The 23,613-nt window shown below is 68.4% G+C and carries 23 protein-coding genes; 12 read left to right on the top strand and 11 right to left on the bottom strand.

Annotated features, from left to right (window positions below; genetic code table 11):
- Positions 1-123 precede the first annotated feature (123 nt).
- The 5 genes from ACI48D_RS02450 to ACI48D_RS02430 all read right to left on the bottom strand — a co-directional run bounded on the left by ACI48D_RS02450 (position 124) and on the right by ACI48D_RS02430 (position 4,894).
- Positions 124-1,593 carry a sodium:solute symporter gene (locus ACI48D_RS02450; RefSeq protein ID WP_435569618.1) on the bottom strand — a complete coding sequence of 490 codons (1,470 nt, stop codon included), beginning with the start codon at positions 1,591-1,593 and terminating at the stop codon, positions 124-126.
- Between the two features lie 92 nt (positions 1,594-1,685).
- Entirely contained in the window at positions 1,686-2,120 is a 435-nt protein-coding gene (locus tag ACI48D_RS02445; RefSeq protein ID WP_435569617.1) for a hypothetical protein, read from the bottom strand.
- Between the two features lie 90 nt (positions 2,121-2,210).
- Positions 2,211-3,821: an NYN domain-containing protein gene (locus tag ACI48D_RS02440; protein WP_435569616.1), complete on the bottom strand. Its 1,611-nt coding sequence runs from the start codon at positions 3,819-3,821 to the stop codon at positions 2,211-2,213.
- Positions 3,822-3,890: 69 nt separating this feature from the next.
- Entirely contained in the window at positions 3,891-4,475 is a 585-nt protein-coding gene (locus tag ACI48D_RS02435) for a cysteine dioxygenase (protein ID WP_435569615.1), read from the bottom strand.
- The gene (locus tag ACI48D_RS02430; protein ID WP_435569614.1) at positions 4,472-4,894 is read right to left on the bottom strand and encodes a DUF1810 domain-containing protein; all 423 of its coding nucleotides are present in this window, start codon (positions 4,892-4,894) and stop codon (positions 4,472-4,474) included. Before ACI48D_RS02430 ends, ACI48D_RS02435 begins: the two co-directional genes overlap by 4 nt.
- A 41-nt stretch (positions 4,895-4,935) precedes the next feature.
- On the opposite strand from ACI48D_RS02430, the gene ACI48D_RS02425 reads away from it, so the two are divergent.
- The 9 genes from ACI48D_RS02425 (at position 4,936) to ACI48D_RS02385 (ending at position 14,270) form a co-directional block, all read left to right on the top strand.
- Complete coding sequence (locus ACI48D_RS02425; protein ID WP_435569613.1) at positions 4,936-5,145, top strand: DUF3820 family protein; 210 nt, start codon at positions 4,936-4,938, stop codon at positions 5,143-5,145.
- Between the two features lie 116 nt (positions 5,146-5,261).
- A complete protein-coding gene (locus ACI48D_RS02420; protein WP_435569612.1) occupies positions 5,262-5,963 on the top strand; it encodes a pirin family protein in 702 nt (233 codons plus the stop codon).
- Positions 5,964-6,097: 134 nt separating this feature from the next.
- Complete coding sequence (locus ACI48D_RS02415; protein WP_435569611.1) at positions 6,098-6,481, top strand: response regulator transcription factor; 384 nt, start codon at positions 6,098-6,100, stop codon at positions 6,479-6,481.
- The gene (locus ACI48D_RS02410; RefSeq protein WP_435569610.1) at positions 6,478-7,563 is read left to right on the top strand and encodes a HEAT repeat domain-containing protein; all 1,086 of its coding nucleotides are present in this window, start codon (positions 6,478-6,480) and stop codon (positions 7,561-7,563) included. Before ACI48D_RS02415 ends, ACI48D_RS02410 begins: the two co-directional genes overlap by 4 nt.
- Positions 7,560-8,969 (top strand): glycosyltransferase family 2 protein, encoded by a 1,410-nt coding sequence (locus ACI48D_RS02405; protein ID WP_435569609.1) that lies wholly within the window; start codon positions 7,560-7,562, stop codon positions 8,967-8,969. The genes ACI48D_RS02410 and ACI48D_RS02405 overlap by 4 nt, the downstream gene beginning before the upstream one ends.
- A gap of 2 nt (positions 8,970-8,971) precedes the next feature.
- A complete protein-coding gene (locus ACI48D_RS02400; protein WP_435569608.1) occupies positions 8,972-10,660 on the top strand; it encodes a hypothetical protein in 1,689 nt (562 codons plus the stop codon).
- Positions 10,661-10,798: 138 nt separating this feature from the next.
- Complete coding sequence (locus ACI48D_RS02395; RefSeq protein ID WP_435569607.1) at positions 10,799-11,257, top strand: nuclear transport factor 2 family protein; 459 nt, start codon at positions 10,799-10,801, stop codon at positions 11,255-11,257.
- A 14-nt stretch (positions 11,258-11,271) separates the two neighbouring features.
- Complete coding sequence (locus tag ACI48D_RS02390) at positions 11,272-11,907, top strand: methylamine utilization protein (RefSeq protein ID WP_435569606.1); 636 nt, start codon at positions 11,272-11,274, stop codon at positions 11,905-11,907.
- Positions 11,908-11,933: 26 nt separating this feature from the next.
- A complete protein-coding gene (locus ACI48D_RS02385) occupies positions 11,934-14,270 on the top strand; it encodes a putative bifunctional diguanylate cyclase/phosphodiesterase (RefSeq protein ID WP_435569605.1) in 2,337 nt (778 codons plus the stop codon).
- Here the strand turns inward: ACI48D_RS02385 and ACI48D_RS02380 are convergent.
- The 3 genes from ACI48D_RS02380 to ACI48D_RS02370 form a co-directional block, all read right to left on the bottom strand.
- Entirely contained in the window at positions 14,222-14,947 is a 726-nt protein-coding gene (locus ACI48D_RS02380) for a response regulator (protein ID WP_435569604.1), read from the bottom strand. The genes ACI48D_RS02385 and ACI48D_RS02380 overlap by 49 nt on opposite strands.
- Positions 14,948-14,978: 31 nt before the next feature.
- Positions 14,979-15,407 (bottom strand): hypothetical protein, encoded by a 429-nt coding sequence (locus ACI48D_RS02375; RefSeq protein WP_435569603.1) that lies wholly within the window; start codon positions 15,405-15,407, stop codon positions 14,979-14,981.
- Between the two features lie 167 nt (positions 15,408-15,574).
- Positions 15,575-17,866, bottom strand: coding sequence for a sensor histidine kinase (locus ACI48D_RS02370; RefSeq protein WP_435569602.1), 2,292 nt, complete (start codon positions 17,864-17,866; stop codon positions 15,575-15,577).
- A 163-nt stretch (positions 17,867-18,029) separates the two neighbouring features.
- On the opposite strand from ACI48D_RS02370, the gene ribA reads away from it, so the two are divergent.
- The 3 genes from ribA to ACI48D_RS02355 are packed head-to-tail and all read left to right on the top strand — an operon-like array spanning position 18,030 to position 21,186.
- Positions 18,030-18,689 (top strand): GTP cyclohydrolase II, encoded by a 660-nt coding sequence (gene ribA / locus ACI48D_RS02365; RefSeq protein WP_435569601.1) that lies wholly within the window; start codon positions 18,030-18,032, stop codon positions 18,687-18,689.
- A gap of 56 nt (positions 18,690-18,745) precedes the next feature.
- A complete protein-coding gene (locus tag ACI48D_RS02360) occupies positions 18,746-20,221 on the top strand; it encodes a S1 family peptidase (RefSeq protein WP_435569600.1) in 1,476 nt (491 codons plus the stop codon).
- A complete protein-coding gene (locus tag ACI48D_RS02355; protein WP_435569599.1) occupies positions 20,218-21,186 on the top strand; it encodes an FHA domain-containing protein in 969 nt (322 codons plus the stop codon). The genes ACI48D_RS02360 and ACI48D_RS02355 overlap by 4 nt, the downstream gene beginning before the upstream one ends.
- Here the strand turns inward: ACI48D_RS02355 and nhaA are convergent.
- From nhaA to ACI48D_RS02340, 3 genes are all read right to left on the bottom strand, one after another.
- Positions 21,183-22,358 (bottom strand): Na+/H+ antiporter NhaA, encoded by a 1,176-nt coding sequence (gene nhaA / locus ACI48D_RS02350; RefSeq protein ID WP_435569598.1) that lies wholly within the window; start codon positions 22,356-22,358, stop codon positions 21,183-21,185. The genes ACI48D_RS02355 and nhaA overlap by 4 nt on opposite strands.
- Positions 22,359-22,486: 128 nt before the next feature.
- On the bottom strand, positions 22,487-22,762 hold the full coding sequence (locus ACI48D_RS02345) for a hypothetical protein (protein WP_435569597.1): 276 nt from the start codon (positions 22,760-22,762) through the stop codon (positions 22,487-22,489).
- 145 nt (positions 22,763-22,907) lie between these two features.
- A complete protein-coding gene (locus ACI48D_RS02340; protein ID WP_435569596.1) occupies positions 22,908-23,504 on the bottom strand; it encodes a phasin family protein in 597 nt (198 codons plus the stop codon).
- Positions 23,505-23,613 lie beyond the last annotated feature (109 nt).

The following is a 23,613-nucleotide window of genomic DNA, read 5'->3' as shown; positions in this document are numbered from 1 at the left end:
GTCAGACTCCTTTTTTGAGCAATTTCCTGAAACCGGAGTCTGACCCCAAATTTGCTAACTAACGAATCGGGGTCAGAGCCCGGTTCACGCGGGTGGGCTCTGACCCCGACTGCCTAACGAAGATTATGCCGCAGCGACGGCCGGCTTGATCGTCGCGCGGCGCGAGATTGCCAGCAAGCCGATAAACACGAGTGCACCATTGACAATAAGCAACTCCAGGCCCAATCGGTAGCTGCCGAGCAAATAATGCTGCTTGTATTCGAGCAGTGCGCACAGGATCGGGGCGCCGACCGTCACCACCGGCACCAGGCGGTCGTTCAGCGAACGCCTGGTCATCATGCCGAAGGCAAACAGGCCCAGCAGCGGTCCGTAGGTATAGCCTGCCAGCTTCAGGATCACGCCGATCATGCTCGGATTGTCGACCCATTTGAAGAACAGCACCATCAACAGGAACAGCAGGGCGAAGCCGAGGTGGACCTGGCGGCGCAGGCGTCCCTTGGCTTCCTCCGACAGGTCGTCGCGGCGCTTGATGCCGAGGATGTCGATGCAGAAGGTGGACGTGAGCGCGGTGATGGCGCCGTCGGCGCTGGGAAACAGGGCCGAGATCAGGGCGATCAGGAAGATGATCTGCACCGCGGCCGGCAGGTGGCCCATGACCACGGCCGGGAAGATCTTGTCGCCGGTCGCGGAGACGCCGGCGATCGGCGCGTACAGGTACAGCAGGCCGCCCAGGAACAGGAAGCTGGACAGCACCACCACCAGCACCGCGGTCAGGCTCAGCAGGTTCTTCTGGGAGTCTTTCAATGTCTTCACGGAGATCGTCTTCTGCATCATTTCCTGGTCCATGCCGGTCATGGTCAGCACGATGAAGGCGCCGGCCACGATCTGCTTCAGCCAGAAACCGGGACTGTTCGGATCGAAGGTGAACACCCGCGACAGGCCGCGCTCGTGCATTTGCTGCAGGGCCTGCGGGATGCTCAGGTCGAGCTGGCCCAGCATGTAGCCGACGCAGGCGAACAGGCCCGCCAGCATGCAAGTGGTCTGCAGGGTGTCGGTCCAGACGATGGTCTTCACCCCGCCCTGGTAGGTGTAGAGCAGGATCATGCCGAGGATGACGAAGGTGGTCAGCCAGAACGGGATGCCGAGGCTGTCGAGAATGATGCTCTGCAGGACCGCCACCACCAGGTACAGGCGCGCGGTGGCACCGAACAGCCGCGACAGGATGAAGAAGCCGGCCCCGCTCTGGTAGGCGCGGCGCCCCAGGCGGCCGTCGAGGTAGGTGTAGATCGAGGTCAGCTTGAGCCGGTAGTACAGCGGCAGCAGCAGGTAGACCACGGCGATGTAGCCGAACACGTAGCCGATCAGCACCTGGCCGTAGCCGAAGGCGTCGATGCCGACCGCGCCGGGCACGCTGATGAAGGTCGCGCCGGACAGCGTGGTGCCGACCATGCCGAAGGCGACCAGCATCCAGTTGCTGCTCTTGTTACCGATGAAGAAGCTGTCGTTGTTGGCGTTGCGCGAGCTTGCCCAGGCGACGCCGAGCAGCAGTGCGAAATACGCGATGAGGATGCAGAAGAGGAGTGCCGGGGACATCGAGGATCCGATAACTAAAGACTAAGCGCCGAGCAATATACACCGAAGCCGGGCGATCAACCACCGTCGGGCGATCAAGCACCGACGAACAGCTAGATCCCCTGCGCCGGCATCCGCTCGAACGGCCCGATGCAGGCCTGCATCGACTCGTCCTGGCACATCACGAAGCGCGCTCCGGAGGGATGGAAGCGCACATAATTGGTGGCCTTGGTGCCGACCTGCATCACCTCGCCCGAGCAGTCCTGCTTGCCGTTGTCTTTCACGATGCGGTCTTCGAGTTTGTAGAACCCCTTGGCGCTGGGCTTTTCGGCCACCGTGAACTCGCTTTCCGACACCTCTGCCGCGCTCTTGACCAGGGTGGTGCCGTCGCCACGGAAGTGGTAGGTCTCGGAGCAGCCGAGCTGGGGAATGCTCAGGACCCAGATCCCGAGCAGCGGATGGGAGGCCGACGGCGCGACCGCGGGCGCAGCCGATGCCGGCCGCGCGAAGGCGGCGGCGAGGAGGAGCAGTCCGGTAAGCGGTCGCATGGTGTCGGTCCTTTACGCAAACGGGCAAGCCTGGGGTGCCTTGTCATTATTCCACACCGCCCGGCCTGCCCGGCGCGCGTATGGGCCGGCTCAGGCCCCTTCCGGCGTCTTCGGCTTGGCCGGACGGCGTGCGCGCGTGGCCGGCTTGCGCGACGCCGCATTGCGGGGCGGACGGGACGACTTCTTGCGCGCCGGCTTGTCGGCCTGGACCTCGGATTGATCGTCGGCCGGCGCCGGATCGGACGGATCGGCATCGGTCACGGCGTCGCTGCCGGCGGCATCCAACTCCGGCACGGCGCTTGCCGCGGCCGGCGCGACATCGGCCGTCACCGTATCGATTGCGGCGGCGGCATCCGCGGCGATCGCCGCATTGTCGGCCCCGGCTTCAGGCGCGGCCTGCGCCGTGGCCTGCGTTGCCGCGCCCTTGCGCGCGGCCGGCTTGCGCGGCGTGCGGCGGCGTTCCTTCACCGGGGCGGGCGGCTGTTCGGCGGCGGCTTCCGGCGCGGGCACCGGCGCTTCCGCCTGTACTTCCCGCGCGCTCGCGGTGTCGTCGAAGCCTTCCTCCACCAGGTCCGGCGTCGGCGCCGGCCAGGTGGCCATGGCGGCGTCTACCGGCACCGTTTGCGCTGCCGCCGGGGTCTCGGTCTGGGCCGCTGCCTGCTCGGCCCCCTCGCCGCGGCCCTTGCGCCCGCGGCCGCCGCGGCGGCGCGATTCGCGTGCCGGCGCTGCCGCTGCCGGGATCTCGCTCGGCTGCTCGCCCTGGCTTTCGGCCGCCAGCTCGTCGCCGCGGTCCGGCCTCTCGATGGCGGCCAGTTCCGGCGCCGCCTGCATCTGCTCGGTCTCGGACACGACGCCGAGCGCCTCGTTGGCCTGGCTGTTGCCGCTACGGTAGACGTAGGTGCCGGACTTCTCGTCGCGGCCGAATTCGAACAGGCCGCGGGTCTGCGCTTCTTCCAGCAGGTTGCCGAAGGTGCGGAAGCCATAATAGGTTTCCGAGAAATCCGGACGACGGCGCTTCAGGGTGTCCTTCAGCAGCGAGGCCCAGATCTTGCCGGTGTCGCCGCGCTCGGAGACCAGGGCGTCGAAAGTCTCGACCACCATCTCCAGGGCCTGCAGCTTGCGGGCTTCCATCTCTTCCTTCTTGCGGTTGCTCTCGTCGGAAGGACGGCGGCTTGGCGAGGGCTGGCTCTTGCGCTCGTCGCGCTTGGCGGCGGCGCGGCGCACTTCGCGCACCAGGTCGTCGTAGAAGATGAATTCGTCGCAGTTGGCGACCAGCAGGTCCGAGGTCGAATTCTTGACGCCGACGCCGATCACCCGCTTGGCGTTCTCGCGCAGCTTGGACACCAGCGGCGAGAAATCGGAGTCGCCGGAAATAATCACGAAGGTATCGACGTGGGCCTTGGTGTAGCACAGGTCGAGCGCGTCCACCACCATGCGGATGTCCGCCGAGTTCTTGCCCGACTGGCGCACGTGCGGGATTTCGATCAGCTCGAAGTTCGCTTCATGCATGGTTGCCTTGAAACCTTTATAGCGGTCCCAGTCGCAGTAGGCTTTCTTGACCACGATGCTGCCCTTGAGCAGCAGGCGTTCGAGGACGGGCTTGATGTCGAATTTCTCGTAATTCGCATCGCGCACGCCGAGTGCGACGTTCTCGAAGTCGCAGAACACCGCCATGCTGATGTTTTCTGAAGATGAAGCCATGTTTGTTATTGAGAATGTGTTGGTGGACAAGCTATCCGGTGGATTATACGCAACAACACGCAATCCACCTCAGCCCGCACGCTCGGGCAGCAGGCAGGACGCGTAAGGGCTCACGAAGGGGGTGGCGCGGCCCGCCGCGTCGAAGCGCGAGCGCGTGATGGCCGCGATATCGCCGCCGTACACGTGGATGCTGACCGATACGCCGTCGGCGAGCGCATTCGATACGCGATGTATATCCCCAATGCTCGGTGCGACGAGATCGATATCACCGGGCGCCAGCTCGTGCACGGGGCCCGGCCTCAAGGGCCCGCCCGGCATGGCAGGCAGGCCGAACTCCTCGCAGCGTTCGCGGCCGCGCAGCACGCCCACCATGCCCCAGACCGTGTGGTCGTGGATGGGCGTGCCCTGCCCCGGGCCCCAGACCATCGCCGACACCGAGAAGCGGCGTGCCGGATCGGCATGCAGCAGGTGGATGCGGTAGCTGTCCGGGTCCGGCTCGGCCAGCGCCGCCGGCAGCCAGGCGTCGTCGGCGATCAGGACCGCCAGCAGCGCACGGCCGTCACGGAAGATCGCGGCCTCGTCGGCACCGCTTCCGAGCAGCTGTTCGAAGGCGCCCACGAACGCGGGCAAGGCATCGATCCGCGGCGAGCTCATGCCAGCCGCTCGATGGTGGCGGAATCGGGCACGCCATCGAAGAAGCGGTCGAGGCAGGTCTGGAAGATCGCCTCGTCCGGGGCGACGTCGGCGAACAGGGTCATGCAGGAGTGGAATTTCAGGTCGTCCGGATGGCCGAAGATCGCGCCGACCTCGCGCTCGTCATGCATGGCGACGGCCGACGTGCATTCGCGCAGGCGCGGTCCCAGCACCGGGTGGGCCAGGTAGGCGGCGGCCTCGTCGCCGTCGCGGATCGCATAGCGGCGCGCCATCTCGCTATGTCCCAGGCCCGCGATCTGCGGAAAGATGAACCACATCCAGTGGGTGCGCTTGCGGCCGGCGCGCAGTTCGGCGAGCGCGGTGGCGTAGACGTCGCGCTGGGCGTCCACGAAGCGTTGCAGGTCGTCGTCGGTATCCATGATGCTTCCCTCCTCGCGGCCATGCTACTACACTGCCCTCCATGAAACCCGAACACCTGCAACTCCTCCTCGTCCGCGAAATGCCCTTCGGTAAATACCAGGGCAAGAAGATCGCCGAACTGCCCGGCCACTACCTCGCCTGGTTTGCCCGTGAAGGATTTCCGCGCGGCGAGCTGGGCGAACTGCTGGAACTGATGTACGAACTCGATCATAACGCCCTGCGCGGCCTGCTGGATCCGCTGCGGCGCTAAGGGTCGAAGACGGCGATCGATTTTTTCGATCATAGCCCGCAAAACTACTCGTTTTTCATTCCGCACGCGGCTCGCTATACTGGTTTCCATCGAGAACACACCAGAGGGAGCGCATCATGCTGGAAGTACGTAAAAGTGAAGAACGGGGCCGCGCACACCACGGCTGGCTGCAGTCGCAGCACAGCTTTTCGTTTGCCGACTATTACGATCCGCGCCACACCGGCTTCGGTCCGCTGCTGGTGATTAACGAAGACCGCGTAGCGCCCGGGGCCGGCTTCGGCACCCACGGCCACCGCGACATGGAGATCATCTCCTATGTGCTGGACGGCGCGCTGGAGCACAAGGACAGCATGGGCACCGGCTCGGTCCTGCACTACGGCGACGTGCAGCGCATGAGCGCCGGCAGCGGCGTGCGGCACAGCGAGTTCAACGGATCGCAGACGGAACCGGTGCACTTCCTGCAGATCTGGATCCAGCCGAACGCGAAGGGCATTCCTCCGAGCTACGAGGAGAAGCACTTCGGGGTCGAGGAAAAGCAGGGCCGGCTGCGCCTGATCGCCTCCGGCGACGGCCGTGAAGGCTCGGTGCTGATCCACCAGGACGCTTCGCTGTACGCCGCCATCCTGAACGGCGCCGACCAGGTCGAGCACAGCCTGGCGGCCGGACGGCTCGGCTACGTGCACGTGATCCGCGGCCGGGTCGAGGTCAACGGCGTGGCCTTGAAGGGCGGCGACGCGCTGAAGATCGGCGCCGAGGACAAGGTCCGCTTTACCGACGCCGAAGCGGCCGAGCTGCTGCTGTTCGACCTGCCGGCCTGACCCGGTAGGGCTGGCAAGCCTACCAAAAGTGTGGGCCGGCAGTCACAGCCGGCCCACAAAGCGGCCTCCACATGGACCGCAAGGCCGCCGCCCCGGTTAGAATGGAGCCTCAAAGCAACTTTTTGCGGCCCCCCATGAGCGTACAACTGTCCGTCCTCGTCGTCGAGGACGATGTCCACATCGCCCACGTTCTGACCTTCATGCTCGAACGCCAAGGCTACCGGGTCACCCACGTCGCCGACGGCCGTGCCGCCATCGAGCACGTCGCCGCCAGCCCGGCGCCGGACCTGGTGCTGCTCGACGTGATGCTGCCTTACGTGGACGGGTTCGAGATCGTCGCCCGGATCCGCGCCCAGGCCGGCTGGCAGGACACCCCGGTCATCATGCTGACCGCCAAGAACACCGAACGCGACACCGTGCGCGCGCTCGACGCCGGCGCCGACGACTTCATCATCAAACCCTTCCAGCCCCAGGAACTGCTGGCGCGCCTGCGCCGCTTCATCAAGACCGCCGCATGAGCTTCGGGGCAGACCCGATCCTGGCGGCGGCCTTCTGGACCGGCACCGGCGCCCTGCTGCTGACCCTCCTGCTCGGCCTGCAGATCGTCCGTCTGCGGATCTCCCTGCGTGCCCGCGAGCGGCGCCAGGCTCGCACCCTCGCGCGCTGGCGCCCGCTGCTGAACGCCGCCATCGTCGGCGACAGCCCGGCGCAGCTGCCCAAGCTGCTCGCGTCCGAACGCCTGCACTTCATCAAGCTGTGGGTGCATCTGCAATCCTCGCTGCGCGGCGAAGCCGGCGCCGCCCTGAACACGATCGCCTGCCGTCTCGGCCTCGATAACGAGGCGCGCGCCATGCTGGGCCGGCGCGCGCGCACCGAGCGCCTGCTGGCCGCGCTGATGCTGGGCCACCTCGGCGACCGCCAGGCCTGGCCCGCGCTGCTGCGCCTGGCCGGCCTGGACGACCCGACCCTGTCGCTGACGGCGCTGTGGGCGCTGGTGCGGATCGATCCGCAGGCCGCCGCCGAATACCTGACCCCGCTCTTCATCGAACGCGATGACTGGGCGATGTCGCACGTGGCCGGCATCCTGCAGCAGGCCGGCACGCCGGTGGCGGCGGTGCTGGCCGGGATGCTGCCGCGCCTGGACGCCCGGCGCCTGCCGCGCGCCCTGCGCATCGCCGAAGCCCTGCGCGTCGAACTGCCGGCCGCGGCCCTGGCGGCGGCGCTGGCCAGCGATGCGGTGCCGGTCACGCTTGCCGCGCTGCGCATCGTGAATACGCCGCTGCTGCAGCAAGCGGTGCGCGGCCTGCTGGCGCATGAAGACTGGCAGGTGCGCGTGCAGGCCGCCAAGGCGCTGGGCCGCATCGGCGAGCGTGCCGACACCGCGCGCCTCGTCGCCCTGCTGGCCGACCGCGAATGGTGGGTGCGCTACCGCGCGGCGCAGGCCCTGGCCGAGCTGCCGTGGCTGCGGCGCGCCGAGCTCGACGACCTGCGCGCCTCGCTGGACGACCGCTTCGCGGCCGACATGCTGGCCCAGGTGATGGCCGAGCAGGACGCCGCCGCCGCACAGCGCAACGCGGATGCGCAGGCGGAGGCCGCATGAACGCGCATCTGCTGGTCCAGTTCGTCACCTGGTTCGTGCTGTGCTACTTCGTGCTGCTGAACGGCGGCTACCTGGTCCTGAACCTGCTGTCGCTGCGCACCCTGCACCGCAAGGGCCAGGAGGAGATGCTGGACGACCTGCCGCGCGCCTGGTCGGGCCTGGAGCCGCCGGTCAGCATCCTGGTGCCGGCGTATAACGAGGAAGCGACCATCGCCGCCTCGGTGCGCTCGATGCTGCAGCTGACCTATCCGGAATACGAAGTCGTGGTGGTCAACGACGGCTCGAAAGATGCCACGCTGGAGGTGCTGAAGCGCGAGTTCGGCCTGCTGCCCTTCCCGGAAGCCTACCGGCGCCTGATCCCGGCCAAGGAGATCCGCGCCATCTACCGCTCGACCCGCTTCCCGAACCTGCGGGTGATCGACAAGTTCAACGGCGGCAAGGCCGACTCGCTCAACGCCGGCATCAACGCCGCGCGCTATCCGCTGTTCTGCGGCGTGGACGCCGACTCGATCCTGCAGCGCGACAGCCTGGAGCGCGTGACCCAGCCCTTCCTGCGCGACCCGACCATGGTCGCCACCGGCGGCACCATCCGCGTGGCCAACGGCTGCGAGGTCAGCGGCGGTTTCCTGACGAAGGTCGGCCTGCCGCGCAATCCCTGGGCCCTGTTCCAGGTAGTCGAATACCTGCGCGCCTTCCTGTTCGGGCGCCTCGGCTGGTCGGCCGTGAACGGCATGCTGATCATTTCCGGCGCCTTCGGCGTGTTCCGCAAGGATGCCGTGGTCAGCGTCGGCGGCTACCGCGCGGACACCATCGGCGAGGACATGGAGCTGATCGTGCGCCTGCACCGCCTGCTGCGCGCGCGGCGCCAGCCCTACCGCATCGAATTCGTGCCCGATCCGGTGTGCTGGACCGAGGCGCCGGAAGATTTCAAGACCCTCAAGAACCAGCGCATCCGCTGGCAGCGCGGCCTGGCCGAGAGCCTGACCGCCAACTGGGGCCTGATGTTTTCCCGGAACGGCGGCGTGCCGGGCTGGCTGGCCTTCCCGTTCATGTTGTTGTTTGAATGGCTGGGGCCGGTGGTCGAGATGGGTGGCTACCTGTTCATGTTCGTGGCCTTCCTCACCGGCGGCATCTCCTGGCAGGCCTTCTCGACCTTCATGTTCGTGGCGATCGGGCTGGGCATCCTGCTGTCCGCTTCCGGCCTGCTGCTGGAAGAGATGTCCTTCCACATCTACCCGCGCGGCAAGCAGCTGCTGGCGCTGGCGCTGGTGGTGGTGATCGAAAACCTCGGCTACCGCCAGCTGAACACCTGGTGGCGCCTGACCGGCCTGTTCCGCTGGGCGATGCAGAAGGAAGCCAGCTGGGGCATCATGACGCGCAAGGGCAGCTTCTCGGACCAGCCCTGAGCATGCGCGCGCTGCTGTTTTCTTTGTTCGTGATGAGCGCTCCCGCCCACGCCGCCTCGCTGCACCTGTGCCCGCAGTCCGGGGCGCCGGCCCGGCCGCCGTTTGCCGATACCGTCGCTGAAGACGGCACCCGCCTGCGCTGGCTGATCGACGAGCACAAGGAAGGTCCGGGCTGCGCCGGCATCGCCCTGCCGCCCGGCGCGCGGGTCGAGACCCTGTTCCCGCTGGCCCCGCACGAAGACGTCGACAACACCATCCTGCTGCACGGCCGCGTGCGCGACGGCCGCTTCGCCGTCAGCGAACACCTGCTGCCATCGGAGCGCCCCGACACGCCGCAGTCCGGCCGCATGCCGCTGGGTGTCAACCTGCTGGGGCGCATGCAGGCGCGCGCCTTCGGCGTCGAGGAACGGGTCCGGGTCAGGCTGGAGGACGGCCGGCTGGCGGTGGACTGCGGCGCCGGCGCGCGCCCGGCCGGCGCCCTGCTGAGCGGCCCGTGGTTCCTGCCGCGCGCACGCCTGCGCCTGGCGGCATCGTATGCGGGCGGCGCCGGCTTCGCGCTGCAGGCGGCCGACGGCGCGCATGCCGCGCGCGAAACCGCACTCGCGCTCGGCGCCCTGCCGGCCCGCACCTCGGCCGATGCCGCTCCGCTGCGCCTGGCGCTGCCGGCTGCCCTCGACCGCGCCGGCTGGCGCCACTTCGTCCTGCAATGCCCGGCGCAGGCGGCGAGCCTGACGCTCCACCAACTGTCCCTCGAACCCGATCCGTCTGCGGCGGCGCGTGCGCCCGCGCGCGCGACCTGGGTGTGGCAGGCGGCCGACTGGCGCGAGCGCGGCGCCGCCCTGCTCGACTGGGCCGAAGCGCACCGGGTGCGCGAACTGTTCATCACGGTCCCATTCAGAGATGACGCGGTGCGGGAACCGGCGCGCCTGGCCGCCTTCGTGCGGGCGGCGGGCACGCGCGGCATCCGCGTGCTGAGCGTGGACGGCGACCCGCACATGGTGCTGCCCGAGCGCCAGCCGGCGCTGGCCAGGCTGGTGCGGGCCTACGCCGCCTACAACGCCGCGGCCGAACCGGCGGCGCGCCTGGCGGGCCTGCAGTTCGACGTCGAGCCCTACCTGCTGCAGGAGTACGGTGCCGGCAAGGCCGACTGGGATGCGCGCTACCTGGCGATGGCGCGCACCCTGCGCGGCGCGGCCGGCAGCCTGCGCCTGGAACTCGTGGTGCCGTTCTGGTGGGACCGCAAGACCGCCCTGCTCGACGCACTGGCGCCGCTGGTCGACGCGCTGGCGGTGATGGACTACCGCACCGATCCGACGCAGCTGACCGGCTTCGCCGTCCCTTTCCTGGACTGGGGCGCGCGCCACGGCAGGCAGGTGCGGATCGCGCTGGAAGCCGGCGAGATCGCGCCCGAGACCCAGCGCCGCTACGTGCGCGCCGAAGCGGGCCAAGCGGGCGAGCTGCTGCGCCTGCGCGTGCACGGCCAGCAGGTGCTGGCCCTGCTGCGCGAACCCGTCGCCGGCGCGCCGCAGGCCGACCTGTTCCGCCTGCAATCGACCCGCGAGATCGACGCCGGCGCCACCACCTTCCATCGCGACAAACAGGCCCTGCTGCGCCTGCTGCCGGCGCTCGAAGCCGACTTCGGCGCCTGGGACGATGCCTTCGGCGGCATCGCCCTGCACGAACTGCGCTGAGCCGCCCCCGGGGCCGGCATCCGCTGTATGTACGGCCTGAAAACAACGCTTCCCGCTGTTTCTAGATTGCCATCTTCTTTCCGTGTATTATTAATTTCCAGTCATAAATAAAAGCAGCACCACGCGAAGGAGACGCTCATGAAAGTCTGGAAAGCCAAGCAGCATTGCGCGGCGCTGGCCCTGGCGGGCCTCGCCTGCCTGCCGGGCGCGAACGCGGTCGCCGGACCGCTCGACGACGCCAAGGCGCGCGCCCACCTGGACGCGGTCGCCGCCGGCGACCTCGACGCGCTGATGAAAGACTACGCCGAGGATGCCTACCTGGAGTGGGTCGGCGGGCCGCTGGACGGCCGCTACCGCGGCAAGGCCGAGATCCGCGCCGTCTGGCAGAAATTCATCGCCGCGAACGCCGGCAAGCCGCGCCCCGCCAACTTCGGCAAGCTGGTGTCCTTCGCCAATCCGAAGGGCGCCTCGGTGCAGCAGCGCGCCGACTACGGCGGCCAGGTGCCGGTCAAGGTCTGGCATGCGCTGACCTACCGCGACGGCGACCTCAGCACCGAAGTCTGGCAGATCGCACCGAGCCTGCAGCTCGACCAGTAAGGCTCCCGATGCCGATGCGCGCACCCCTTCTGGCACTGCTGGCACTGCTGGCGCTGCCGGTGCTGGCCGGCGCGGCCACCCTGGACGCGCTGGTGCGGACTCCCGCCGGGCGGCCGCTGGCCGATGCCGCCGTGGTGCTCGAACCGCTCGCGCCGGCACCGGCGGCGAAGAACCGTCCGCACGCCCTCATCGAGCAGCGCGGCGCCGAATTCTCGCCCTACGTGACGGTGGTGCAGACCGGTACCGCGGTCGACTTCCCGAACAACGACACGGTGCGCCACCACGTGTACTCGTTTTCCCAGCCGAAGCGCTTCGAGATCAAGCTGTACGCCGGCAAGCCCGGCCAGCCGATCGCCTTCGACAAGCCGGGCGAAGTCGTCATCGGCTGCAATATCCACGACTGGATGGAAGCCTATGTGCTGGTCGTGGAATCGCCGTATTTCGGCAAGACCGGGCCGGATGGCCAGGTCCGCATCGCCAATGTCCCCGCTGGCCGCTACCGCCTGCAGTTGTGGCATCCGCTGCAGAAGGCGCGCGTGCCCGCCGGCGAGATCGAGGTCGGCGCCGCCGCCCCGGCACTGAACCTGGTGCTGGATGCGAGAAACCGCGAGCCCAGGCCGCATACCGAGGTCGACCAGGACCGTTACTGAGTTACCGAGATAAAGGAAGCCTCACCATGGCCCTGCCCTCGCTCCAGCGCCGCATCGTCCTCGTGTTCGTGGGCCTGCTGCTACTGGTCATGGGCCTGGTGCTGGCCCTGGTGCACGACAGCAGCGCGCGCATCGTCGGCAGCGAAGGCCGCAACGAGCTGGAGGTCGGCGCCAAGGTGTTCCAGCGCCTGCTCGAACAGAACCAGCGCCAGCTCGAGACCGCGGCCGGCGTGCTGTCCGCCGACTTCGCCTTCCGCGAGGCGATCGCGACCCAGGACCAGCCCACCGTGCGCTCGGTGATCCGCAACCACGGCCAGCGCATCCACGCCCAGGTCATGATGGTGGCCGGCACCGACGGCGCGCTGATCGCCAGCAGCCAGCGCGAGACCGCGCCCGGCGACGCCTTCCCCTTCCCCGACCTGCTGCTCGACGCCGAGGCGAACGGACGCAGCGCGGGCTTCCGCCAGATGCGCAACGGCCAGCTGTACCAGGTGGTGCTGGTGCCGATCATGGCGCCGCGCCGCATCGCCTGGGTGGCGATGGCGTTCCGGGTCGACCACGGCTGGGCGCGCGACATGGCCGGGATCACCGGCCTGGCCGTGCACGTGGTGCGCTTCGGCGCGCGCGGCCCGGTGCTGCTGGCCTCCTCGTTCGAGGCGCCGCAGCGCGCCGCCCTGTCGCTGGCCAGCCTGCCGGCGGCGGGAGCGCAGCAGGTGCAGGAGCTGCAGGGCGAGCCATGGCGCACCATGCGCCTGCCGCTGGACGGCGCCATGCAGGCCGTGCTGCAGCTGCAGGTGGCGATGGTCGAAGCGCCGTTCAAGCAGTTGCAGGGACGCCTGCTGGGCGTGGTCGGCGTGGCCATCCTGGTGTTCGCGCTCGGCAGCATCACGCTGGCGCGGCGCATCGTCAAGCCGCTGGACGAGCTGTCGAAGGCGGCGCAGCGCATCGCCCAGGGCGACTACGGCCAGGCCTTGCCGGCCCTGCCCCAGGACGAGATCGGCCGGCTCGCCACCAGCTTCGCGCACATGCGCGACGGCATCGCCAGCCGCGAGGAACGGATCGTGCGCCTGGCCTACGTGGACGGCCTGACCGACCTGCCCAACCGCACCCGCTTCCTGGAGAGCTTCGCGCGCCTGCCGGCCGGCAGCCCGCGCGCGGTGGCGGTGCTGAACATCGACCGCTTCGCCCTGATCAACAACGCGCTCGGCTACCAGGTCGGCGACCGCCTGCTGCGCGAGGTCGGCGCGCGCCTGTCGAAGCTGGAGCGCCCGCCGCTCATGGTGGCGCGCCTGTGGGGCGCCCGCTTCGCCTTCCTGCTCGAGATCGCCGGCGAGGAGTGCGCGCGCGCCTTCGCCGATGCGGTGCTGGCCCAGCTGCGCGATCCGATCACGCTGGACGGCCAGCGCCTCGACATCGGCGGCAGCATCGGCATCGCCCTATATCCGCACGACGGGCTGGACGCCGGCACCCTGCTGCGGCGCGCCGAGCTGGCGCTGGCGGCGGCCAGGCGGCGCCGCTCCGGCCTGGCCTTCGCCCATGAAGCGGGCGCCGAACCGGCGCCGGAACAGCTGTCCCTGATCGGCGACATGCGCGCCGCCATGGCGAAAGGTGCGCATGGAGGAGAATTCTTGCTGGCCTACCAGCCCAAGATGGACCTGAAAACCGGGCGCATCACCGCCGCCGAAGCCCTGCTGCGCTGGCGCCACCCGCAGCGCGGCATGGTCCCGCCGGGCAGCTTCGTCCCCTTCGCCGAGCAGACCGGCTTCATCCGCGAAATCACGCCCTGGGTGCTGGACGCCGCGATCCGCCAGCTGGCGCAGTGGCGCGCGGAAGGACTCGACATCGCCGTGTCGGCCAACCTGTCGACCCTCGACCTGCTGGATCCGGAACTGCCCGGGCACATCGAAGGCCTGCTGGCGCGCCACGGCGTGCCGCCCGCGTGCCTGTGCCTCGAGATCACCGAGAGCGCCCTGATGGACGAGCCGGCGCTGGCGCTGGCCCACCTCGATGCTCTTGCGGCACTCGGGGTGAAACTCTCCATCGACGACTACGGGGTCGGCCAGGCTTCGCTGGCGTACCTGAAAAGCCTGCCGGTGAACGAACTGAAGCTGGACCGCAGCTTCGTCACCGCGATCGCCGACTCGCCGCGCAACGCCGCGATCGTCCAGTCGACCATCATGCTCAGCCACGCGCTGGGGCTGTCGGTGGTGGCCGAGGGCGTCGAGACGGCCGAGGAACTGGACTGGCTGCGCGCCCACGGCTGCGACGTGGCGCAAGGCTACCGCATCTCGAAGCCGGTGATGGCCGACGAGATTTACGCGAAGGTCGACCTCCACCTTGCCGGCCTGGCGACGCAGTCCTGACCGAAGCGGCCGGCCCACAGGCGGCTGCAGGTCGCGCGGCAATCGTCGAGCAGGCCCTGCGCGGCCGCATACTGGGCCATGCCGTGCGGCGTAGCGACGTTCAGCTTGTCCATCACGCTGCGCCGGAAGGCGCCGATGGTTTCCGTGCTCATCTGGAGGAGGTGGGCGCTTTCGATCGGCGTCATCCCGCATACCGCCATCGAGAAGACCTGGAATTCGCGCTTGCTGAAGGTCTGGTGCGGCTTGTTGCGGGTGTCGTACCTGCGCACGCCGGTCGCGAACTCCGCCGCCAGCGCCGTGCTGAGGTACACCTGTCCGCCGGCGACCCGCTTCACCGCCTTCCCGAACTGCTCGCCGGTGCAGGTCTTCATCAGGTAGCCCTTCGCGCCATTGCGGATCGCGTCCACGCCGAAGCTCAACTCGTCCAGTGCGGTGAACACTAGCAGGTCCGACCAGGGGGAATTTTCGCGCAGCTGCCTGACGAGGCTGAGGCCGGTGCCGCCGGCCATGTCCGGCTCGACGATGATGAGCTCGTAGTAGCGCTCGCACAGTTTCGTGATCACTTCCACGCGGCTGGAGGCTTCGTCGATCTCCAGGGAATGCGCATGCCGGTCGAGCAGCGAGCGGATGCCGAGCCTGGCGACACCGCTTTCTTCGACTACCAGGGTCCGAATCATCGTTCCTCCAGGCCCGCTCGCCCGCGCAAGCTCAGCGCGCCGCCACGGTCGACCTGATCACGATCATCGCGGCCACGCGCGAGCTCGGCACGTAGCTCATCGTCATCTCGTCGCCGAAGCCGCCCTGGTTGAATTCCATCGTCACGTTGCCGTCCGCGGTGACGAATTTGTCGGCGGACAGGGCGATCAGCTGCATCGGGCCTTGGTTGTCGATCCTGGCGATGATGCTCCTCGAAGCGGGCCGCACATCCAGCTGCCAGCCGTTCGACATGGCGTAGCGGCCTTTGATCTCGTCGGCCTCGCCGGGGGTGACGAAGTAGCCCCGCACGGGAGCCGTCACGCGCACGGTCGATACCTGGGCGGGCTCGGTGAGCGGGTAATCCCGCGACTGGGCGGCGGCTTGGGACGCCAGCAGCAACAGCAGCAGGGACACGGGAATTGCCATGGACAAGGGACGCATGATCGTTCTCCTTCAGGAAGTAGGACTACGCATGTCAGTCTAGGGCTGCGTCCGGCTGTTACAAGGGAATTGGCGCGGGCATCACCAAACGGTCTCGATCCGGCAAAAGGCAGATCGATCCGAAATGACTCATTCCTGGTTTGCGCGCACCGCTTTTCGTATCGGATCTAGGCGAAGGCGAGTGCCGGCAATTCGACGAAGAAGGTGGTCCCCTTGCCCTCCGCGGTCTCGAACCGGATCCGCCCGCCATGCTCCTCGACGATGGTCTTGCAGATGCTCAGGCCCAGGCCGGTGCCGCCGTTCCTGCGCGAGTCGGCCGCGTCGGCCTGGGCGAAGCGCTGGAAGATGCGTCCGCGGAAGGCTTGCGGAATGCCGGCGCCGTGGTCGCTCACGGCGATCCGCACTGCCTGATCGCAGGCTTCCAGGCGGGTCAGCACCTCGCCGCCCGCTGCGGAAAACTTGACCGCGTTCGACAGCAGGTTGGTCAGCACCTGGGTCAGGCGGTCGCGGTCGACCTCGGCGCGCAGGCCGCCGGCTCCCGGCTCCGCCTCGAAGCGCAGCGTCACCCCGGCCCGGGCCGCGAAGCTGTCCATCGCGACCACCGCGGCCTCGGCGATCGGCGCCACCTCCTGCGGCACGCGGTGATAGTCCATCTGCCCCGCTTCCATCTTCTGGATGTCGAGCACGTCGCCGATCAGGCGCACCAGGCGCTCCGAGCTGGCGTTGGCGATGCCGACCAGGCCCTGGGCATCGGCCGGCAGCTCGCCGGCCATGCCGTCCGCCAGCAGCGACAGCGAGGCGCTGATCGCGGTCAGCGGGGTGCGCAGTTCGTGCGAGACGGTGGAGACGAATTCGTTCTTCAGGCGTTCGATTTCCTTGCGCTCCGAAACGTCGTGCAGGAACACGCTGAAGAACACGCCCTCGCCGGTGCCGACCAGGCCGACCGTCATCTCGGCGGTCAACTCCGCGCCGTCGCGCCGCACCAGGGTGCGCTCGACGCGGCGCCCCAGCAGGTCGAGCCGGCCGGTCTCGCGGAAGTGCCGCAGCGCCTGCCTTGCGCTGTCGCGGTGGCGTTCCGGAATCGTCACCTCGACCAGCAGCCGTCCCAGCACTTCCTGGCGGCTCCAGCCGAACATGGCCCGGGCCGCCGAATTCCAGTCGGTGATGCGGCCGTCCAGGTCGACGCTGATGAAGGCGTCCTGGGCGGTCTCGATGATGTTGACGATGCGCTGCTGGCTGGCGCGCACCGTGTTCAGGGCGCGCTCCAGTTCGAGCGTGCGCTGCTCGACCCGCAGTTCGAGCGTGGCGTTCAGGTGTTCCAGTTCGCGCCGTCGCCGGACCAGGTCGCTCACCAGCACGTCCAGCGTGCCGGACAGGGCCTCGACCTCCTCGTAGCCGCCGCGGCCCGGCGCGATCGCCACGGTCTGGCCGGCGCGGATGTGGCGCGCCGCATCCGCCAGCTCGTCCAGCGGGCGGGTGATGCGGCGCGCCACCAGGATGCCGGCCAGCGAGCACAGCGCCGCCAGCAGCACGCCGGCGGCCAGGCCGTAGTCGCGCAGGCGGCGCACCGGCGCGTAGGCATCGTCGACGTTCTGGCGCACCAGCACGGTCCAGCCCAGGCCGGGATAGTCGGCGTAACCGTGGCCGCGCGCGTAACCGACCAGCCAGGATCCGCCGTCCGGCCAGTCCTCGACCAGGTAGCCGCCCTCCTTCCGCGCCTGCGCCGCCTTCAGGCTGGCCAGCGGGAGCCGGCTGCCCTGCCAGCCGGGCGGGCCGAGCAGGACGGTGCCCTTGGCGTCGACGATCAGGGCCTCGACCCGGCGCCGTGCCTCGATCGGCGCGATCACGGAACGCTCGACGTCGCGCGCCCACTGCCAGGACAGGTGCACGCCCAGCACGCCCTGCGCGCGGCCGGCGTCGTCCGGGATCGGAAAGGCGACGTCGACGAAGCGCCACGGCTCCGCCTGCTGCGGCAGCAGCCTGGCCAGCAGCACGGCCTCGTGCACGTCGCCGGCGTGGACGCCCTTCAGCGCCTTGCTGAACCAGGGGCGCTTCGACACGTCGGCGCCCTCCAGCAGGCCATCGGCCGCGACCTGCACCTTGCCGTCCAGGCCGGCGATCCCGATCCAGCTGTAGTAGCCGTAGCTGTCCTGCAGCTCGTCGAGTGCCTGGCGGCGGCGTTCCGGCGGGGTTTCCGGGCGCAGGCCGCGGCGCTGCGCGATCAGGCGCACTTCGCGGTAGCGTTCGTACATGCCGCGCTCGAGCTTGTCGGAGGTCTGCATGGCCAGTTCGGCCAGGCCGTAGCCGATGCTGGACCTGACCTGCTCGTTGTTGCGGTGCTCGATCACGCTCACAAGCAGCACCGACAGGACGATCGACAGCAGGGTGAAGGCGAGCGCCAGCCAGGCGCCCAGGCGGCGCGGCAGCAGCGCGCGGGGAAAGGATAGGGAGGACGGCATGGAAGATCGGGAAGGAAAAGGCCGCCGCCAGCGTAGCACACCATGATGCCCTACGGACACAAATCAGTGGCCGGATCGGCCGTTGCCGCACGGCCCTGTCGGATTTCCGGTAAACTTGGGATTTACAGCTGTAGAAATCACCGCTTTCGTCCAGGAACCCGTCATGCAAGACAACGCCGCAGTTTCGCCCAGTAGCGCGTCCAACCTCGTCGACTACGTCACGTCGTGCACCCTGCCGACGCCGTGGGCGCAGTTCACGCTGCACGCCTTCGTCGAGCACACGACCGGGAAGGAGCACCTTGCGATGACGCTGGGCGATCTTTCCACCGCCGAGCCGCCGCTGATGCGCATCCACTCGGAATGCCTGACCGGCGACGTGATGTTCTCGCAGCGCTGCGACTGCGGCGCCCAGCTCGAGGGCGCGCTGAAGAAGATCGCCGCCGAGGGCCGCGGCATCCTGCTCTACCTGCGCCAGGAAGGCCGCGGGATCGGCCTGGTGAACAAGATCCGCGCCTACCGCCTGCAGGAAGCCGGCGCCGACACGGTCGAGGCCAACCTGCAGCTGGGCTTCCACGCCGACGCCCGCAACTACGAGCTGGTGCAGCCGATGCTGCGCCATTTCGGCATCGAAGCCGTGCGCCTGATGACCAACAATCCGCGCAAGATCGACGCCCTGACCAAGCTGGGCTTCGAGGTCGCCGAACGGGTGCCGCTGCTGGTCAACCGCAATGCCTTCAACAACGGCTACCTGAACACCAAGCAGGCCAAGCTGGGCCACATGATGACGCCGGTGGCCGAAGCGGTGCTGGACGGCGAGTTGTAAGACACCACCGCCGCGATCGGGCGCAGCCTTCGTGATTTCTCTGGCAAGATGGCTGGATGCGACTGCCTCCGCTCGCCATCCCGTTATGCATCGCCTGCGCCCTGGTCGCCATGAGCGGCGCCGCCGCCCCCGTCGCGCAAAAGAGCGTTGCAACAGTGCAAGGTACTGGTAGCAAGACGGCACCCCAGCCGCCGCTGGTCATTCCTCCCGCCACTCCGCCGGCCACCACGCCGCCCGCGCCCGGCCCCGGCGAAACCGACGAAACCACGGCCCTGCCGCCCCCCTCGACCGCCGCCCAGCAGCTGTACTCGGCGGCCAAGGCCGACCTGCTGCAGATCCGCATGCTGCTGAAGAACGGCCGCAGCCAGTCCACCGTCGGCTCGGGCTTCCTGGTCGGGACCAGCAAGCTGGTGCTGACCAATTATCACGTGGTATCGCAGATGGCGCTCGACCCGGACGTCTTCAGCGGCGAATACGTCGACACCGACGGCAAGACCGGCCCGGTGGAACTGCTGGCGGTCGACGTCCTGCACGACCTGGCCGTGGTGCGCGTGAACCGCTCGGGCGCCGGCTTCTTCCAGGTGCCCGACCACCCGGTCAAGCTCACCCAGGGCCAGTCCCTGTATTCGCTCGGCAATCCGCTCGATCTCGGCTTCGCGATCTCGGAAGGCGCGTACAACGGCGTGGTGACGCGCAGCTTCTACGACCAGCTGATCTTTACCGGCCCGATCAACTCCGGCATGAGTGGCGGGCCGAGCGTGACGGCGTCGGGCACGGTGGCCGGCGTGAACGTCTCGAAGCGCCTCGACGGCGAGTCGGTCAGCTTCCTGGTGCCGGTGCGCTACGCCCAGGAACTGCTGCGCAAGGTCAGTGCTCAGCCGCATCCGCCGAAGAACTTCAACCCGCTGATCGCCCAGCAGCTGCTGGCCCACCAGCGCGAGATGATCGACCGCCTGCTGGCCGAGCCGCTGTCGATCAAGACCATGGGGCCCTACCACGTGCCGGTGCGCGAATCGCAGCAGTTGCGCTGCTGGGGGCGCTCGAATTTCCGCCTCGAAGCCGAATACACGGGCGATTCGGTCAGCTGCGCGATGGAAGTCGCGGTCTACGTCTCCGACACCCAGCAGACCGGGCACGTGTCGATGTCGCACACCTACCTGCGCTCGTCCAGCATGCATCCGCTGCAGTTTGCGGTGCTGGCCAGCGACCGCTTCCGGGTCGACCGCATGGGCCCCTCGCGCGACACCCGCCTGACCCGCCCGTCCTGCACCGAGCAGTTCGTGCACACGGCCATCCTGCCGCTGCGCGCCGTCACCTGCGTGCGCGCCTACCGCAAGTTCGCCGGCCTGTACAACTTCACCCTGCTCAGCGCCAGCACCGACGACGGCCGGGCCAGCCTGCAGAGCCGCCTCGACCTGGCCGGGGTCTCCTTCGAGAACGGCATGCGCGCCACGCGCGCCTTCCTGTCGGCGCTGGGACGCAGCCGGCCGCAGGGAGCGGCCCAGGGGCCGGCTCGGGGAGCGCGGCAATGAGCGGCCCCTGGTACGTCGAGACGCTGGCGCGCAACGGCGACGTGCTGCAGCGCAGCCGCATCGGGTCGCTGCCGATCCGGATCGGACGCGGCTACGATAATGACTTGATCCTCGACGACGACTACGTCGCCGCCAGCCATGCCCTGATCGAGCTGGACGCCGCCGGGCGCCTGCTGCTGCGCGACCTCGGCAGCAGGAACGGGATCGTCCACCGGGGCCGGCGCCGGCCCGAGGTCGTGTTGTCCGGCGACACGGTGGTGCGCATCGGCCATACCTCGCTGCGGGTGCGCGCCGCCAGCTTTCCGGTCGCTGCCGAGCTCGAAGACCGCACCTTTCACCGCTGGGAAGGCGCGCTGCCGGGCGCCGCCGGGATCGTGCTGGCCTGCGGCGTCGCCCTGTTCGCGCGCTGGATCAGCGACACCCAGTACTTCGAATTCGTGCGCTATTTCGAGGCGCTGGCCTGGAGCGTCGGCGCGGCCCTGCTGTGGGGCGGCGTGTGGGCCTTCGCCAACCGCCTGTTCGGACGCCACGCCCGCCTGGGCCGGCACCTGTTCGTGTTCGGCTGCGGCCTGCTCGCGCTGACCCTCACCGTCCTGCTGGCCGCCACCCTCGCGTATGCGTTTTCGGCGGAATTCTTCACCCGTTACGCCTCGCACGCGGTGACGCTGCTGGTGGCCGGGATGGTCTATTTCCACCTCTGCACCGTGATGCCGCAGAACCGGCGCCGCTACCGCTGGATCGCCGCCGGCCTGGCGGTGCTGGGTTCGGGCCTGATCCTGACGATCAACGTGCAACGCACCGGCCGCCTGGCGGACGAGCTGTACATGGCGGTGCTGCTGCCGCCCGAGGTCCGGGTCAGCCGCGACCATGGCATCGACGAATTCATGCGCGAGGTGGAGAGCATGAAGGAGCCGCTCGACCGCGGCCGCGGCCGCAAGCCCGGCGAGGACGAGCTGGAAGACTAGTGTGCCTTCACGCAGAATCTCAGCCACAGGAAGCCGACGGCACCCGCCGTCAGCGATGCGAGAAGAATGGCGATCTTGGACGCCGTGATCGCATCGGCCAACCCGGGAAACGCCAGGTTGGTGATAAAAATCGACATGGTGAAACCGATGCCGCCCAACATACCGGCGCCCAATACATGGCGCCATGACAGATCGGGCGGCAACCTGCACATCCCGAGCGCTACCGCTGCGAAGCTGAACAGGACGATGCCGATCGGCTTGCCCAGCACCAGCCCGCCAAAGATGCCCAGGCTGTTCGATGATGCCAGCTCCGTGGCCCAGTTGGCGCCGATGACGATCCCTGTATTTGCCAGGGCGAACAGCGGGAGGATGAGGAAGGAGGTCGGCGCATGCAGCAAATGCTCGAGCCGATGGGAAGGCGATTCCTCGTCGTCCTGCCGCGCCGAATAGGGAATCGCAAACGCCAGCAATACCCCGGCGATGCTTGCATGTATCCCCGACTTCAGCATCAGGAACCACATGAGCGCACCGCCGGCCAGATAGGGAAGCAGCGCCATGACGCGCGCAAAGCGGTTCAGGCATACGAGCGCGGCGAACACCGCCAGGGCGCCGATGAGGTAGCCGGTCTGGAGGCCGGTCGTGTAGAAAATGGCGATCACCAGGATGGCGCCCAGGTCATCGATCACGGCCAGGGCGGTCAGGAAAATCTTGAGCGAAGCGGGCACACGGCTTCCGAGCAGGGCCAGCACGCCCAGCGCAAACGCGATGTCGGTCGCCATCGGAATCCCGATGCCGCGCTGGGTCGAGGTACCGGCATTCAAGGCAAAGTGCAGCAGGGCCGGAACGCAGATCCCACCGACGGCTGCAACGATAGGCAGCAGTGCGTTGCGGAAGTCGGAAAGCTCGCCGTTGTACAGTTCACGTTCGAGCTCCAGGCCCACCATCAGGAAGAACACTGCCATCAAGCCATCGTTGATCCAGTGCTCGACGCTCATTCCGGCAAGGTCCCGATGCCAGAACGCGAGATAGCTTTCGCCTGCGGGAGAGTTTGCGAGAAGCAGCGACAGCAGCATGCAGGCGATGAGGACGATGCCGCCCGCTTTTTTGGACGCAAAAAAACGCTGGAAGGTATGGGATAAGGCGCGGGACGATGCGGACGATTGGGTATTCATTCAGGCAGCCGGTCAACGCGTGGCGGCCCGACCGACGCAAACCCTGCACCACACCGATGTGTGCGCACCCAAGGCAAGTATACCCCATCGCAGCGCTGGATTCCGGCTTTCGGGCGCCTCGGCGGGTCTCAATGCCGGCCGTGCCAGCCTCCTCCGTGCCAGCCACGTCCGCCCCAGCCGTGCCCGCCCCAGCCGTATCCGCCGCGCCAGCCGTAAGGGCCGCGGTAGTGGTGCTCGTAGTAGCCGAAGCTGAGCGACAGCGGCGGTCCGACATAAACCGGGCTGGCATAGGTGTAGGGGTAGTATGCCGGCGCCGCTTCGTAGGCCGCGTACGGCGGACCATAAACGGCGCAGCCCGACAGGGCCGCGCCCGCCGCCAGCGACAGCACTAGGTGCATCGCCATGCTGATTGTCCGGGACTCCATCGCCATCCCCGTTTGCCCATCCTCCTTTCATTCTAGGGCGGACGGTCCCGATTGCAATTGTTTTTTCTATTCCGGGCGCTGCTGCACGGGGCGCCGGTACGGAAGGCGCCCCGTTGGCCTGCGCTCAGTGCGTGGTTGCGCCACGCTGGCCCTGGCTGCCCGGCTGCGTGCCGGACGGCGCGTGCTGCTGGCCGGCCTGGGCGCCGGCACCCTGCGAAGCAGCGGCGCGCGCGCCGTCGCCGCTGGTCGAGGCGGCGCCGTTGCCGGTGTGGGCGAACGGATCGGCGAACTGGCGCACCGTCTCCTGCTGTGCGCGCAGGCCGCGCTCGGTCTGCTCGGTGGCGTCGCGCGCCACTTCGTCGGCCAGGGCGCGCGCGGTGCGGGTGGTGTTCTGCACGTGCTCCTCGGTCACGCGTGCCAGTTCCACCTGGGCGTCGGCCGCCAGGCGGGTGATGTGCTGCTGGTAGGCACGCAGCTTGTCGCTGGTCGGCTGGGCGCGTGCGGTGGCGGCGCTCAGCAACTCGGTCTGGCGGTCGGCGCTCAGCACCTGCTTGCTGGCCAGGGTGGTTTCCTCGATCAGGGTTTGCATCAGCTGGATGTTCAGGTCGCACATCTGCTGGAAAGACCGGAACAGCGACTTCGACATGTCGTTCAGGAATGCGGTCTGGGCGTCGACGTGGGTGCGCACTGCCGGGGCCACACTTTGAGGAAATGGATACATGCGTTTGCCTCGCTTTCAACATCATTGGATTGGAAAAGGCCACGGCGCCGCATGGGCTCGCCAGCGCAGACTTTGCTGCACCGCCGCATGTCCGTGGCATGAAGCTAGA

Source organism: Massilia sp. LXY-6, from assembly GCF_051233485.1.
In the GTDB taxonomy this organism is placed as follows: domain Bacteria; phylum Pseudomonadota; class Gammaproteobacteria; order Burkholderiales; family Burkholderiaceae_D; genus Telluria.
Note: the sequence above shows the minus strand (reverse complement) of the source record. Positions and strands in the feature narration are given on the sequence as shown.

Coding starts and splice junctions, on each gene's coding strand:
- ACI48D_RS02425 (WP_435569613.1), top strand. CDS start 4,936: ATGAAACCCGAACACCTGCAACTCCTCCTCGTCCGCGAAATGCCCTTC.
- ACI48D_RS02340 (WP_435569596.1), bottom strand. CDS start 23,504: ATGTATCCATTTCCTCAAAGTGTGGCCCCGGCAGTGCGCACCCACGTC.
- ACI48D_RS02445 (WP_435569617.1), bottom strand. CDS start 2,120: ATGCGACCGCTTACCGGACTGCTCCTCCTCGCCGCCGCCTTCGCGCGG.
- ACI48D_RS02400 (WP_435569608.1), top strand. CDS start 8,972: ATGCGCGCGCTGCTGTTTTCTTTGTTCGTGATGAGCGCTCCCGCCCAC.
- ACI48D_RS02390 (WP_435569606.1), top strand. CDS start 11,272: ATGCGCGCACCCCTTCTGGCACTGCTGGCACTGCTGGCGCTGCCGGTG.
- ACI48D_RS02345 (WP_435569597.1), bottom strand. CDS start 22,762: ATGGCGATGCACCTAGTGCTGTCGCTGGCGGCGGGCGCGGCCCTGTCG.
- ACI48D_RS02420 (WP_435569612.1), top strand. CDS start 5,262: ATGCTGGAAGTACGTAAAAGTGAAGAACGGGGCCGCGCACACCACGGC.
- ACI48D_RS02415 (WP_435569611.1), top strand. CDS start 6,098: ATGAGCGTACAACTGTCCGTCCTCGTCGTCGAGGACGATGTCCACATC.
- ACI48D_RS02360 (WP_435569600.1), top strand. CDS start 18,746: ATGCGACTGCCTCCGCTCGCCATCCCGTTATGCATCGCCTGCGCCCTG.
- ACI48D_RS02370 (WP_435569602.1), bottom strand. CDS start 17,866: ATGCCGTCCTCCCTATCCTTTCCCCGCGCGCTGCTGCCGCGCCGCCTG.
- ACI48D_RS02375 (WP_435569603.1), bottom strand. CDS start 15,407: ATGCGTCCCTTGTCCATGGCAATTCCCGTGTCCCTGCTGCTGTTGCTG.
- nhaA (WP_435569598.1), bottom strand. CDS start 22,358: ATGAATACCCAATCGTCCGCATCGTCCCGCGCCTTATCCCATACCTTC.
- ACI48D_RS02355 (WP_435569599.1), top strand. CDS start 20,218: ATGAGCGGCCCCTGGTACGTCGAGACGCTGGCGCGCAACGGCGACGTG.
- ACI48D_RS02430 (WP_435569614.1), bottom strand. CDS start 4,894: ATGGATACCGACGACGACCTGCAACGCTTCGTGGACGCCCAGCGCGAC.
- ACI48D_RS02380 (WP_435569604.1), bottom strand. CDS start 14,947: ATGATTCGGACCCTGGTAGTCGAAGAAAGCGGTGTCGCCAGGCTCGGC.
- ACI48D_RS02395 (WP_435569607.1), top strand. CDS start 10,799: ATGAAAGTCTGGAAAGCCAAGCAGCATTGCGCGGCGCTGGCCCTGGCG.
- ACI48D_RS02450 (WP_435569618.1), bottom strand. CDS start 1,593: ATGTCCCCGGCACTCCTCTTCTGCATCCTCATCGCGTATTTCGCACTG.
- ribA (WP_435569601.1), top strand. CDS start 18,030: ATGCAAGACAACGCCGCAGTTTCGCCCAGTAGCGCGTCCAACCTCGTC.
- ACI48D_RS02440 (WP_435569616.1), bottom strand. CDS start 3,821: ATGGCTTCATCTTCAGAAAACATCAGCATGGCGGTGTTCTGCGACTTC.
- ACI48D_RS02410 (WP_435569610.1), top strand. CDS start 6,478: ATGAGCTTCGGGGCAGACCCGATCCTGGCGGCGGCCTTCTGGACCGGC.
- ACI48D_RS02435 (WP_435569615.1), bottom strand. CDS start 4,475: ATGAGCTCGCCGCGGATCGATGCCTTGCCCGCGTTCGTGGGCGCCTTC.
- ACI48D_RS02405 (WP_435569609.1), top strand. CDS start 7,560: ATGAACGCGCATCTGCTGGTCCAGTTCGTCACCTGGTTCGTGCTGTGC.
- ACI48D_RS02385 (WP_435569605.1), top strand. CDS start 11,934: ATGGCCCTGCCCTCGCTCCAGCGCCGCATCGTCCTCGTGTTCGTGGGC.